Annotated in this window: 12 protein-coding genes and 1 pseudogene; 7 read left to right on the top strand and 6 right to left on the bottom strand. The window is 72.3% G+C overall.

Translation table 11 applies throughout. From position 1 onward, the window contains the following. Positions 1-84 precede the first annotated feature (84 nt). From IEZ31_RS52525 to IEZ31_RS52515, 3 genes are read left to right on the top strand one after another with little or no spacing between them, the layout of a single operon-like run. A complete protein-coding gene (locus tag IEZ31_RS52525; protein ID WP_229837180.1) occupies positions 85-1608 on the top strand; it encodes a sodium:solute symporter family protein in 1524 nt (507 codons plus the stop codon). Beyond that, on the top strand, positions 1605-2183 hold the full coding sequence (locus tag IEZ31_RS52520) for an RNA polymerase sigma factor (RefSeq protein WP_190257693.1): 579 nt from the start codon (positions 1605-1607) through the stop codon (positions 2181-2183). Before IEZ31_RS52525 ends, IEZ31_RS52520 begins: the two co-directional genes overlap by 4 nt. Beyond that, positions 2180-2524, top strand: coding sequence for a hypothetical protein (locus IEZ31_RS52515; protein ID WP_229837179.1), 345 nt, complete (start codon positions 2180-2182; stop codon positions 2522-2524). The genes IEZ31_RS52520 and IEZ31_RS52515 overlap by 4 nt, the downstream gene beginning before the upstream one ends. An 18-nt stretch (positions 2525-2542) precedes the next feature. Here the strand turns inward: IEZ31_RS52515 and IEZ31_RS52510 are convergent, their stop codons facing one another. Genes IEZ31_RS52510 through IEZ31_RS52500 form a run of 3 tightly spaced genes read right to left on the bottom strand, consistent with a single transcriptional unit; the run spans position 2543 to position 5741 of the window. Continuing rightward, positions 2543-3415, bottom strand: a complete 873-nt coding sequence (locus IEZ31_RS52510; RefSeq protein ID WP_229837178.1) for a carbohydrate ABC transporter permease — start codon at positions 3413-3415, stop codon at positions 2543-2545. After that, positions 3412-4329: a carbohydrate ABC transporter permease gene (locus tag IEZ31_RS52505; RefSeq protein ID WP_190257692.1), complete on the bottom strand. Its 918-nt coding sequence runs from the start codon at positions 4327-4329 to the stop codon at positions 3412-3414. The genes IEZ31_RS52510 and IEZ31_RS52505 overlap by 4 nt, the downstream gene beginning before the upstream one ends. Then, positions 4329-5741 carry an ABC transporter substrate-binding protein gene (locus IEZ31_RS52500; protein WP_229837177.1) on the bottom strand — a complete coding sequence of 471 codons (1413 nt, stop codon included), beginning with the start codon at positions 5739-5741 and terminating at the stop codon, positions 4329-4331. Before IEZ31_RS52500 ends, IEZ31_RS52505 begins: the two co-directional genes overlap by 1 nt. A gap of 257 nt (positions 5742-5998) precedes the next feature. Here IEZ31_RS52500 and IEZ31_RS52495 point away from each other — a divergent pair, with 257 nt between their 5' ends. Both IEZ31_RS52495 and IEZ31_RS52490 read left to right on the top strand, forming a co-directional pair. Then, complete coding sequence (locus tag IEZ31_RS52495) at positions 5999-6385, top strand: hypothetical protein (protein ID WP_190257691.1); 387 nt, start codon at positions 5999-6001, stop codon at positions 6383-6385. Positions 6386-6538: 153 nt separating this feature from the next. Beyond that, positions 6539-7651, top strand: a complete 1113-nt coding sequence (locus IEZ31_RS52490) for a chitinase (RefSeq protein WP_190257690.1) — start codon at positions 6539-6541, stop codon at positions 7649-7651. A gap of 292 nt (positions 7652-7943) precedes the next feature. Here IEZ31_RS52490 and IEZ31_RS52485 read toward each other — a convergent pair whose 3' ends face one another. Continuing rightward, positions 7944-9203: a D-alanyl-D-alanine carboxypeptidase family protein gene (locus IEZ31_RS52485; protein WP_190257689.1), complete on the bottom strand. Its 1260-nt coding sequence runs from the start codon at positions 9201-9203 to the stop codon at positions 7944-7946. Between the two features lie 142 nt (positions 9204-9345). Continuing rightward, on the bottom strand, positions 9346-9912 hold the full coding sequence (locus IEZ31_RS52480) for a class I SAM-dependent methyltransferase (RefSeq protein WP_190257688.1): 567 nt from the start codon (positions 9910-9912) through the stop codon (positions 9346-9348). A gap of 96 nt (positions 9913-10008) precedes the next feature. On the opposite strand from IEZ31_RS52480, the gene IEZ31_RS52475 reads away from it, so the two are divergent. Both IEZ31_RS52475 and IEZ31_RS52470 read left to right on the top strand, forming a co-directional pair. Further along, positions 10009-11154: a sensor histidine kinase gene (locus tag IEZ31_RS52475; RefSeq protein ID WP_190257687.1), complete on the top strand. Its 1146-nt coding sequence runs from the start codon at positions 10009-10011 to the stop codon at positions 11152-11154. After that, positions 11151-11843, top strand: coding sequence for a response regulator (locus IEZ31_RS52470; RefSeq protein ID WP_190257686.1), 693 nt, complete (start codon positions 11151-11153; stop codon positions 11841-11843). Before IEZ31_RS52475 ends, IEZ31_RS52470 begins: the two co-directional genes overlap by 4 nt. Before the next feature lie 57 nt (positions 11844-11900). Here IEZ31_RS52470 and IEZ31_RS52465 read toward each other — a convergent pair. Next, positions 11901-12341 (bottom strand): annotated as a pseudogene (locus tag IEZ31_RS52465) (hypothetical protein); the annotation flags it as partial.

The following is a 12341-nucleotide window of genomic DNA, read 5'->3' as shown; positions in this document are numbered from 1 at the left end:
ATGTCGCACGGTTTACTGCCCGATTGCCTCTTGTTTCGTGTCAACCAATCCGGAAGCCTGCGCAACATACGAAGGACTGAGAGGGTGCCCATGGTCGATCCCGCCAGCACCGCCGCCTTCACGCTCGTCGTCGCCGGCACGTCACTACTCGCGATCGCCGCACGGCGCTTCCGGGTACGCGACGAACTGCCGACGCTCGACGGCTGGGCGCTGGCCGGGCGGCAGTTCGGGGCCGTGCTGACCTGGTTCCTGCTCGGCGGCACGATCTACACGGCCTATACGTACGCCGCGGTGCCGGGTCTGGTGTACGGCGTCGGGGCGTTGGGGTTCTTCGCGCTCGCGTACACGGTGATCGTCTACCCGCTGGCCTTCGTGCTCCTGCCGAGGCTGTGGCGGGTGGCGAAGGCCAACGGCCACACGACGGTGGCCGACTACGTGCGAGCCCGCTACGACTCGCCGCTGCTCGCGCTCGTGGTGGCGCTCACCGGGATCCTCGCCACCATGCCGTACATCGCCCTGCAGCTCCTCGGCATCCGCGCGGTCCTGGTCGCCGGCGGTCTCTACCCCGACGGGATCGCGGGCGACCTCACGCTGGTCGCGGTGTTCGCGGTGCTGGCCGGCGCCACGTACCGCAGCGGGCTGCGCGCGCCGACCGTCATCTCCCTGGCCAAGGGAGTCCTGGTCGGCACCACGGTCGTCGGCGTCGTCGTGCTCGTGCTCGACCGGCTCGGCGGACCGCAGGCGGTGTTCCGCGCCGCCGAGGACGCCATCACCGTGCGCGGCGGACCGGAGACCTCCTTGGCCCTCACCCCCTCGCTCTACACCGCCTACGCCACGCTGGCGCTCGGCTCCGCGCTCGCGCTGCTCATGTATCCGCACGTGCTGACCGCGTCCTTCGCCGCGTCCAGCGGCGACCGGCTGCGCAAGGCGATCATCGGGTTACCCGCGTGGACCGCGGTGCTGGGCCTCTTCGCGCTGCTCGGCGTCGCAGCGCTCGCCGCGGGCGTCGAGGCCCGGCCCGGCAACGCCGAGGCGGCCGTGCCCCTGATGGTGCGGGAGCTGACCTCACCGGTCGCCTCCGGGCTCGTGTTCGGCGCACTGGCGGTGGGGGCGCTGGTGCCCGCCGCGGTGATGTCGGTCGGCGCGGCGACGCTGTTCGTCCGCAACGTCTACGTCGAGTACTTCCACCCGTCAGCAACGCCGAAGCACCAGGCCCAGGTCGCCCGCGCGGTCTCGCTGGTGGCGAAGTTCGGGGCGCTGGCGTTCACCTTCGGCCTACCGGACCAGGACGCGATCAACTTGCAGCTGCTCGGCGGGGTGTGGATCCTGCAGACGTTTCCCACGGTGGCGCTCGGGCTGTTCACCCGGTGGCCGCACCGCGGCGCGCTGCTCGCCGGCTGGCTCGTCGGCATGGTAGCGGGGACCGTGCTGGTAGCCTCCGGCGGCTTCTCCTCGGTCGTCTCGTTCGCCGGCGTGCACGTGTACGTCGCGCTCGCCGCGCTGGTGCTCAACCTCGCGGTCGCGGCCGCGCTGACCCCGGTGCTGGACCGGCTCGGCGTGGCCCGGGAGGCTGGCAACGGTACCGTCGCCGGGGCGGTGGCCCCGTGACGCAACAGGTCTCCTCACCCCCGCTCGCACCGGCCGTCGACCCGGCGCCGGCCAGGCTCGACCCCGCCGGGGGCAGCCTCGCCGACCTGGAACGCGAGGCCGCCCTGGCCAGGCTCTTCGACGCCAACCACACCCCGCTGCTGCGCCTGGCGGTGCTGCTCGGCGCGGAGGGCGAGGCCGAGGACATCGTCTCGGAGGCGTTCTACGAGCTGTACCGGCGATGGCACCGGTTACGCAGTCACGACGCCGCGCTGAGCTACCTGCGCGCCGTCGTCTGCAACCTCGTGCGGATGCGGGTGCGCCGGCTGCAGGTGGCACGCAGGCATGCCGAGCAGGTGATCGACCTGGTCGGGTCGGCCGAGGCCGAGGTGCTGCTGCGCGACGACCAGCGGGCCCTGGTGGAGGCGATCAAGCGGCTGCCGACCCGGCAGCGCGAAGCGCTGGTGCTGCGGTACTGGCTGGATCTGCGAGAATCGGAGATAGCCGCGGCAATGGGCATCTCGGCCGGCGCCGTCAAGTCACACACGTCGCGGGGTATGGCCACGCTCACGCGGTTACTGGAGGAGCGGAGATGAGTGGCGTTCCACCCGGCCAGGTCCCGCATCGGGCATCCGCGACCGGTCCGGCTGCAGGCTCCGGGGTCGCCGAGGAGCAGCTCCGCGACGTGTTCGACGCACTCGCGACCTCGGTCCACGGCGCGTCGAACCGCTACCCGGCCGCCCTGGCCGACTGGCGGCGCCGGGAACGCCGGCGGCGGATCGTGCTGGCGATCCTCGCCGCGGTGATCTTCGCGCTGGCCGACGTCATCGGCCTGTGGGCGCTCGGCCGCGCCGACGTCAACATCCACATCATCTTCGACGACCGGCCGGGCAGCAGCACCGAGGCGCCGAGAAGCGGCATCGGGCCGCCGCCGTAGCCGGCCCTCCGCCGTGCGTCAGCCCACGGTCACCGCGCCCGCGGTGAATCCCGCGACGAACCGCTTGAGCAGCAGGTTGAAGACCACCGCGATGGGCACCGCGACGAACACGACGGCACCCTGCAGCGACTGCCAGTAGAACAGGTCCCCGCTTATCAACTCGGTGGGGATCCCGGTCGAGACGACCTTCCCGGCGGTGGGAGAAACGAACGCGATCGCGTAGAGGTACTCGCTCGCGCACAGGACGAAACTCAGCACCACGACCGCGACCAACCCGGGCACCGCCAGCGGCAGCGCGACCCGGCGGAAGGCGGCGAACCGGGTGCAGCCATCGACCAGCGCCTGCTCCTCGACCTGCGCCGGGATCGCGCTGAAGAACCCCATCATCAGCCAGACCGACACCGGGACGGTCAGCGTCGGATAGATCAGCACCAGGGCCCAGTCCGAGTCCTGCAGACCGACGGCGGCGACGAGCCGCGACAGCGGCAGGAACAGCACGCTCGGCGGGACGAGGTAGCACAGGAAGATCGCCATGCCGAGCCGGCCGGCCCACGGCCGCTGCAGCCGCGCCAGCGCGTAGCCGGTCGGTGTGGCCAGCAGCAGGGTCACCGCGACCACCGCCGCGCCGATCCACAGCGTGTTCCACGCGAACGTCGGGAAGGCCGTGTGCCGCCACAGGTACGCAAGGTGGTCGGCGGTCGGCGGGGCGTTGAACCAGAAGGGGCTGTGCGACGGGTCGTACAGGTCCCGGTTGAGCTTGACGGCGGTGATCATGCTCCACAGGAACGGGCCCGCGCCCAGCAACGCGGCCGCGTAGGCCGCCGCGTGCACGGCCACACCACCCAGCCGTTGCCGCCGCCGCGCCCGCTCGGCGCGCCGCGCGGGGATCACCGGGCCACCATCCGGCGCACCAGGCCGAGGATCGTCAGCGTCGCGGCCAGCAGCACGGGCAGCAGGAACAGGGCCACCGCGGCGCCCTGGGCGACGTCACCCCCGTCGATGCCCCGGCGGAACGCCAGCGTGGCGAGCACCTCCGTGGAGTGGGTCGGGCCGCCGTTGGTCAGCACCCGCACCACCGCCATGTCGCTGAACGTGAAGACCGCGCAGAACAGCCCGGCAACCGCGACGATCGGGGCGGTCAGCGGTACCGTCATAAAGCGGGTCCGCAGCCAGCGGCCGGCACCGTCGACACGGGCGGCCTCGTAGATGTTGCGGGGGATCGCCACGAGCCCCGCCATGATGATGACGGCGGTGAGCGGGGTGAGCCGCCACGCCTGCACCGCCACGACCGATGCCATGGCCGTCGAGGGCCGGCCGAGCCAGTTGACGCTCTCCCCCGCGCCGAGCAGGCCGAGCTGGCGACCGGCCCAGTCCAGCGGCGAGTAGACCGAGTCGAGCATCCACAGCCACGCGACCGACGACACGGTGACCGGGGTGACCCAGGGCAGCAACACGCACAGCCGCACCAGCCACCGTCCGTACACCCGGGCCAGCATCAGCCGGGCCACCACATTCCCGCCGACCACCGCCAGCAACGTGGTCGCCGCGGTGATGATGCACGTGTTGAGCAACGCCCGCCAGAACACCGCGTCGGTCAGCACGCGTTCGATGCCGGCCAGGCCGGCCCAGTCGAAGGTCGGGTCGGCGACGGTCACGTCCGACACGGCGTAGGCGACGGCCAGGACCACCGGCCCGAGGATCAGGGCGGCGACGTAGCCGACGGTCGGGACGACGAACAGCGATGCCAGCGCGCGGTCGCGGTCGCGGGGGCGGCGACGGCGCGGCGGGAATGCGTGGTGCCCCATCAGGCCACCAGCCCCCGGGCCTGCCATTTGCCGTAGATGGACCGGACCTGCGCCGCGGCGTCGGCGACCGCGACGGCGGCGCTGACCTCGCCGCGCGCCGCACGGGCGAACATGTCGGGGATGACGAAGCTACTGGCGACCTCCCCGACGGCGGCGTTGGCGGTACCCGGGTGGCCCAGGTCGGCGCTCCACCGGGCGGCGTCGACGAGCAGCTCGAGCTTGCCGGGCGGGTCGGCGCGGAACGGGTCGCGCCGCAGCCAGGTCGCGAGCTCCGGGGTACGGCCGGGCCAGGCACACAGGTCGTACAGCATCGACGAGTAGGTGGCGGCGGCGAAGTTTGCGGTGTAGTGCAACAGGAACTCCTGTCCGGCGGCGGCCCCGGCGGCGTACTTCGGGATGACCCAGTTGTGCACGAGGTGGTGCGCGGCCGTGGCTCCCGCCGGGCCGGCCAGCGCCGGCACGAAGTCGATGTCGGCCGCGATCGCCGGGGTGGAGCGCTGCGCGGTGCGCCAGGCGGAGATCGAGTTGCTGATGTAGGACAGCCGGCCGGCCACCAGCCCCTGGTTGTTGGAGGTGGGGATCCACGAGAAGACCTCGTCGGTCATGGCCTGGCGGTACAGCCGGGTCATGAACTCCACCGCCGCCACCGCCTCGGGCGTGTCGAGCGTGACCCGCCCCTCGGCGTCCTGAATGGACGATCCGAACGACCACAGCAGGGAGCGGCCGACCATGTTCGAGTCGAGCTCCTGCGACATGCCGAGCCCGAGCTGGACACCGGTGGCGCGGCGGATCTCGGCCCCGCCGCGCAGCAACTCGTCCCAGCTCGACGGGCCGCCGGGCAGGCCGATCTTCGACCACATCGAGCGCCGGTAGTTCCCGGGATCCGGCACCCAGCCCGGCGCGTAGGCGAAGTACCGGTTCGTCGCCGGGTTGTAGCTCGACCGCCGGCACAGTTCCAGCTGCGGACCCCACCGCCGGTTGGCCTCGCGGACGAGGTCGGTGAGGTCCAGCACCGCCGGTTCGAACTGCGGCAGCGGCGCCACGTACTGGATGAGGTCGTGCCCACGGCCGGCGTAGATCTCGGCCGCCACCCGGGTCGTGATCTGGCCCAGGTCGATGTGGTCGACGGTGACGTCGACGCCGGCCTGGCCGGCCCACCGGCGGACGAAGCCGTCGAACCAGCGGTCGTACGTCGGCACGAAATGGCTCCAGGCGAGGATCCTCAGCGCCCCGGACAGCTTGGCGGTCGGCGGCGTGAACTGCTCCGCCGGCCCGCCCGCGAGCACACCGGCGCCGAAGGCGTCGTCATCTTCATGAGCGCAGCCGGCGGCCAGCGCCAGGCCGGCGACTGCCGCGCCACCGACGAACCGGCGCCGGCTCAGCCGCGCGGACAGCGGGTTGGATGAGATCACACCCTTCTGTTGCCACCGCGGCCAAATCGTTTACCGGCCGGAGCCGGCCAGCTGTTCGCGCCGCGCCCGCCGATGCTCCCGCCTTCGTGCCAGGATGATCCACCGGCCGAACCGGCAGCGGCTGACGCGCGTTGTACTGGCGCGATGTCGACTGTCCACCATGTGCTCGCCCCGCTCAGGGTCCCGGCTTCGGTCCTGACCGGCGGTACCGATGGCCCCAAATCCCACAACTCCGGCACCGAGGCGGTGTGTGCCTGATGGGCTACTCGTTTGTTCCCGAGGACCCGCTCCGGTCCGGCTTCGGCCTCAGCTCCTGGCAGATGCAGGACGTGCGGTTGGTCATGCTGGAGGCGGGGGTCGTGACCGGCGGCGGCCTGGAGCAGGTCATCGACCCCGAGCGGTTCCCGCCGGCGGCGGAGACGATGCCGGTCGACATGTTCAGCTCCAACAGCGGCTGGCAGATCTCGCCGCAGCAGTGCGCGTTCATCGCCGGCCGCCTGCGGGCCGCGCTCGCCGCCGACCTCGTCGGCGACCTGGCCCTGTACCTCGAGGACCTGCGGCCCGAGCTGCTGCGGGAGTGGGTGGCCGATTTCGCGGCGTTCAACGAACGCGCCGCGGCCTGGGGCGGCTACAGCGTCAGGTGAGGTGGTTGATGGGGCGCGGGTGGTGAGGTTCGCGCGCCCCATCACTCCGATAAAAGGAAGGACTCTTTACAGTAAGCCAAATTTGAGATATGAAAAAAGTCCGCCAATTCGATCCAGGTCCATGTCCCACCAACACCCCTCAGGAGCAGCATCATGGACAGACGACGATCTGGGTACCTGCGCCGGGTTCTCGTCGCGGCCGCCACCGCCGTGCTCGGCACCGTCATCCTCGTCCCGGGCGTCGCCGCCGCGGGCACGGGCGCGATCACCGGCTACGGCGGCAAGTGTGTCGACGTCGCGTCGGCCAACAGCGCGAACGGCACCCAGGTGCAGCTGTGGACGTGCAACGGTACCAACGCGCAGAGCTGGACCGTGGGCACCGACGGCACCATCCGGGCCCTCGGCAAGTGCCTGGACGTCTCCGGTGGCTCCACGGCCAACGGGGCCAAGGTCCAGATCTGGGACTGCAACGGCACCGGCGCCCAGCAGTGGGTCGCCAACGCGGCCCGCGACATCGTCAACCCCCAGGCCAACAAGTGCCTCGACGCCACCGGCGTGAGCTCCGCCGACGGCACTCCGCTGCAGATCTGGGACTGCGGCGGCGGCGCCAACCAGAAGTGGAACGTCCCCGGCGGTGGTGGCGGTACGGGCGGGTTCGTGGTCAGCGAGGCCCAGTTCAACCAGATGTTCCCGAGCCGGAACTCGTTCTACACGTACGCCGGGCTGACCGACGCCATGAAGAAGTACCCCGCGTTCGCCACCACCGGCAGCGACACGGTCCGCAAGCAGGAGGCCGCGGCCTTCCTGGCCAACGTCAGTCACGAGACCGGCGGGCTCGTCTACATCAACGAGATCAACACCGCCAACTGGCCGACGTACTGCGACTGGAGCCAGCCCTACGGCTGCCCGGCCGGGCAGTCGGCGTACCACGGCCGCGGGCCGATCCAGCTCAGCTGGAACTTCAACTACAAGGCGGCCGGCGACGCGCTCGGCGTCAACCTGCTCAACAACCCGGACCTGGTGGCCACGAACTCGTCGATCTCGTGGCAGACCGGCCTGTGGTACTGGATGACCGGCACCGGCGGCGCGGGCACCACGTCGCACAACGCGATGGTGAACGGGCAGGGCTTCGGCACCACGATCCGGGCCATCAACAGCATCGAGTGCAACGGCGGGAACCCCGCGCAGGTGCAGAGCCGGGTCAACCTCTACAACCAGTTCGTCGGCATCCTGGGCGTGCCCGCGGGCGGCAACCTCTACTGCTGACGCGGACGAGCAATGTCATCGGACGGACCGGTCACGCCCGCGGGGCGCGACCGGTCCGTCGCATCGGTGCCGCAGCACGCGCCGGGCCGGCTCGCCCCGGCGTCTGTCCGCCGAGCGAATCGTCGCCGGCGGATACCCGGACGCCGCCGGCTGGGCCGACACGTACGTCCGGCGGCCGTATGGTGATGTGGCAGCCCTCGAAGCGTTCACAGAGATCATCGCCGCGGAGCCGGACACCCCGCCCAGCGAACCTGGGCGCTGACCGCGTCGTGCCGAATGCTCACGCCGGCACTCACCCGTGCGTGATTCGTTCCCACCAGCTCGGTGGTTCGAGCGCGTCGGTGGCCTGCACGGCGGTGGTCGCGGCCGTGGCCAAAGCGGTGTACTTGAGCGTGCCGGCACCGGTGCCCGCCGCGATGCGGCCCGGCAAGGCGCCCACCGTGTCGATCCGGTAGGTCAGGCCGGGCCAGCCGACCACGTCCACGTCGCCGGTCGCGGCGAGGGTCGTGCTCCTGCCCGTCGGTCCCCGGAGGGTCGCCACGACCTCGCCGGCGTGCACGACCTTGTACTTGTGCAGCAGGCCGGTGCTGGCCTGGATCAGGCGACGGCTGGCCTCGAAGGCGTCCGCCGGGCTCGGGCCGGGCGCGAGCACGGCACCGATGACCCTGAACCGTTGCCCCTCCGCGGAGAAGTCGGCCGCGAAGAGCAGGCAGCCGCCGGCCTCGTCGGTGAAGCCGGTCTTGATGCCCACGAGCCCGTCCTTGCCGAGCTGGGTGTTGACGTTCTCGACCTGCCCGACCACGGGCAGCGTGACCTTCGACATCGCCACGATCTGCGCCAGCACCGGCACCTGCATCGCCACCCGGGCCAGGGTGACCTGGTCGTCGGCGGTGCTGACGGTGGTCGCTGCGAGCCCGGACGGGTCGGTGTACTTCGTGTTGGCCATCCCGAGCTGGGCCGCGGCCTGGTTCATCTTCGTGACGAACGCGTCGCTGCTGCCGGCGTCCCACCGGGCGAGGATGTGGGCGACGTTGTTGGCCGAGGGTAGGAGCAGGGCCTCGAGGGCCTGCCGTTCGGTGAGCACCTCACCGGCGACCACCTGGACCACCGACTGGCCGGAGGCGAGCTGGGCCGGGTAGGCGGCGGCCTCCTCCGCCGAGACGGTCAGCGTGGGGCCGTTCTCGTCGAGGCGCAGGGGATGATCCCGCAGGATCAGGTACGCGGTCATCACCTTGGTGACGCTGGCGATCGGCACGGGCCGCGACCCGCCGGAGCTGCCCACCCGGCCGAGTCCGTCGATCTCGACCGTCGCCTGCCCGGCCTGCGGCCACGGCAACACCGGCGCGGCGCCCGGGATCGTGTACGTCTGCGGCAGGGTCTGCTTGATCTGCGGCGCCGGCATCGTACTGGTGAGCCTGAACGTGACGAACCCGCCGGCGGCGAGCGCGACGACCGCCGCGGCCACGGTCAGCCACAGCCGCAGCCCCTGACGACGAACCGGCGACGGCGCAACCACCGGCTCCACACTGATCTTGGTCAACCGAACCCCCACGACGGATCGCTCGAAGGTCAAGCCGTGGCACGAACACGGCGATCCGCCGCTACCCAGTGCGACCGCCGGCTAACGTCCGAAACGTTCGATCGACTCCAGGCGGCCGGGAAGCTGGCAGCGACCGCTCCGGGCCGGAGGCACGTCAACGCCGGCAGCGCGCGCGGTGCACGAAGGCGGGCGGGAGGTTCGACCACACCAGCGGCGAGCGCTCCAGCGTCTGGAACCGCGCGCCGAGGTCGGCGGCGAAGTCCCGCGCCGGCGGGGTCCACGCGGCGTGAGCGTAGGCGAACGTGGTGAAACCGCCGTCCGGGGCGAGCACGGCGCCGATCGCGTCGAGGATGCGGGTGCGCACCGGGCGCGGCAGGACCGTCCACGGCAGGCCGGACACCACCGCGTCGACCGGGCCGTCGACGATGTCGGCGAGCCGCTCGGCGGAGTCGTGGACGACCTCGACCGGGCGGAGGCGATACCGCCGGCGCAGCGCCGCGGCCAGCCGGCCGTTGGCCTCTACCGCGACGAACCGCGCGCCGGGCGCCATGCGCCGCAGGATGGCCGCCGTCACCGGGCCGGTTCCCGGGCCGAGCTCGACGACGGTACGGGCCTGTTCCAGGCGCAGGCCGTCGGTGAGCACCCGGGCGAGGGCGGGCGAGCTCGCCGCGACGGCGCCGGTCGTGCGTGGGTGCAGCAGGAACTCCCGGAAGATCGACATGCCGGCGACGCTATGGACGGCCGTCGTAACCGGGCGTCGTCCCGTGGGCCCACGAACGTCCTACCGTGGAAGGAACCGGTCCGTATCCTGGGTCGGGTGTATGGGCTGGCCAGGCTGGTGTGGACGCGCGACGCGGCGCTCGCCGCCGTGCTGGCGGGGGTGTCGCTGACCGCCCTGCCCGACGGGCGGCCCCGCTGGGTCCAGGTGGCACTGCTCGTCGTGCTCGCCGCAGCGCTCCTGTGGCGCCGACGGCGACCGCTCGCCGCGGCCGCGGTGGTGCTCGGCGCGGCCTGGCTGGGGTTGCTCGGCACGGTCTGGCGCGAACACCTCCCGCTGGGTCACCTCGCCGTCGAGGTCGTGGTGTGCACACTGGTGCAGGCGGGCCGGCGCGCAGCGGCGGCGGTGGTCTCCGCGGCCGGCGCCGGGTTCTTCGTCGCCTGGGCCATTCGCTGGTATCCCGGGATCGACGCCTACTGGGGTTCCGCCGGGTTCTGCCTGTCCCTCGCCGTGGCGTGGCTGCTCGGCGAGTACCTGCGCGCACGGCAGGCCCGCGCGGCGGCCGAGCGCCGGGCCCTCGCCGCCACGGCCGCCGCCGGCGAGCGCGCCCGGATCGCCCGCGAGCTGCACGACGTGCTCGCCCACAGCGTCGGCGTCATGGTGGTCAACGCCGAGGGCGCCCGGCTGATGCGCCACGTCGACCCGGCCGTCGTCGACCGGACGCTCGAGCTGATCAGCACCACCGGGCGGGGCGCGCTGGAGGAGCTGCGCCGCCTGCTGGCGGCACTGGACGAGCACGCGTCCACGGCGGCCGACCTCGAGGACCTGGTGCGCCGCAACGGCGCCGGGCTACACGTCACGGGGACCGCGGACGGGGTGCCGCCGGAGATCCTTGCCCAGGCGTACCGCATCGTCCAGGAGGCCCTGACCAACGTCGTCAAGCATGCCGGAGCGGGTGCCCGGGCCGATGTCCGGGTCGGATTCGGTACTCCGGGACGCCGCCGCACCCTGCGCATCGAGGTGCTCGACGCCGGTGGGACCGGCGGCGCCGCAGGCCTGCCGTCGTCCGGGCGGGGGTTGGCCGGCATGCGGGAGCGGGTCGCGCTCGCCGGCGGCACGCTGACCGCCGAACCGGTCGAGGCCGGCGGGTTCCGGGTGGTCGCGACGCTGCCGGTCGGCTCCACAGCCGGCTCTCAGCCGCGCACAGCGGGCGCACAGGCGGCCATTGGCAGGATCGGCCTGTGACGGCACGGGTACTGATCTGCGACGACCAGGAGCTCATGCGGGTTGGGCTGCGGATGGTCGTGGACAGCCAGCCCGACCTGACCGTGGTGGGCGAGGCCGCCGACGGGGTCGCCGCGGTGCGCCTGGCCGAGCGGACGTGGCCCGACGTGGTGCTGCTCGACGTGCGGATGCCGGCCCTCGACGGGGTGACCGCGGCGGCACGGATCGCGGCGGCCGTGCCCGAGACACGGCTGCTCATGATCACCACGTTCGACCTGGACGAGTACGCCTACGCCGCACTGCGGGCCGGCGCGCACGGGTTCGTGCTCAAGGATGCGCCCGCCGCGGAACTGCTCGTCGCGATCCGCGGCGTGCTCCGCGGCGACGCGATGGTGGCGCCGTCGGTGACCCGGCGGCTGCTGGAGCGGCACGTGACCGGGGCCGCCGCGCCGGAGCCCGACCCGCGCTCCGAGGTGCTGACCGAGCGGGAGCGGGAGGTGCTCGGCCTGGTCGCGCTCGGGCTGAGCAACGCCGAGATCGCCGGCCGGCTGTTCCTCGGCGAGACGACCGTGAAGACGCACATCGGCCGGATCCTCGCCAAGCTGCGGCTGCGGGACCGCATCGGCGCGGTGGTGTTCGCATACGAATCGGGCCTGGCCCGCCCGGGAGCCCGCCCGGGAGCCCGCCCGGGAGCCCGCCCGGGCGGTTGAAGCCCGCGCTTCCCGACCGGCTCGGGAAGTTCCTCCCACGCGTCGGCCCCGGGCGCTTCAGGCGTCCACCTTCCGCACCAGGATCGCACCGAAGCGGACCACCACCGTGGAGTCGGCGACGCCGTCGCGCAGGGTCGGCAGTGCGGCAAGGGTGCTGTCGGCCTGGTCGGTCATGACGACGTAGTCGATGCTCGCCGCGCCCGCGGGTAGGTACATCTGCATGACTTCCGGGTCGGTGTCGAGTTTCCACAGCCAGACCGGTTTGGTGAAGCCGGCCAGTTTGAGGTCCATCCAGATGTAGTCGTCGGTGACCACGACGGCGTCGTGGGGAATGTGGTCGACGACCCATCTGGTGGCGGCCCGCGAGTCGGCGCTGCCGTCGGTTTTCGACTGGTCGTAGAGGGTGGTTGCCCACGCCGGGACGACGAGGACGGCCGCGGCGGCCGCGGCGGCCAGGGGCGCCACGCGCCAGGTGCGGCCGCGGGCCCACAGCAGGTT

Source organism: Dactylosporangium sucinum (assembly GCF_014647515.1).
Lineage (GTDB): Bacteria > Actinomycetota > Actinomycetes > Mycobacteriales > Micromonosporaceae > Dactylosporangium > Dactylosporangium sucinum.
The sequence above is the reverse complement of the archived record's forward strand: the minus strand, read 5'-3'. Positions and strand labels throughout refer to the sequence as shown.

Excerpts from the sequence above, each read along its gene's own strand:
- IEZ31_RS52515 (WP_229837179.1), top strand. The coding sequence starts at position 2,180 with ATGAGTGGCGTTCCACCCGGCCAGGTCCCGCATCGGGCATCCGCGACC.
- IEZ31_RS52505 (WP_190257692.1), bottom strand. The coding sequence starts at position 4,329 with ATGGGGCACCACGCATTCCCGCCGCGCCGTCGCCGCCCCCGCGACCGC.
- IEZ31_RS52495 (WP_190257691.1), top strand. The coding sequence starts at position 5,999 with ATGGGCTACTCGTTTGTTCCCGAGGACCCGCTCCGGTCCGGCTTCGGC.
- IEZ31_RS52490 (WP_190257690.1), top strand. The coding sequence starts at position 6,539 with ATGGACAGACGACGATCTGGGTACCTGCGCCGGGTTCTCGTCGCGGCC.
- IEZ31_RS52480 (WP_190257688.1), bottom strand. The coding sequence starts at position 9,912 with ATGTCGATCTTCCGGGAGTTCCTGCTGCACCCACGCACGACCGGCGCC.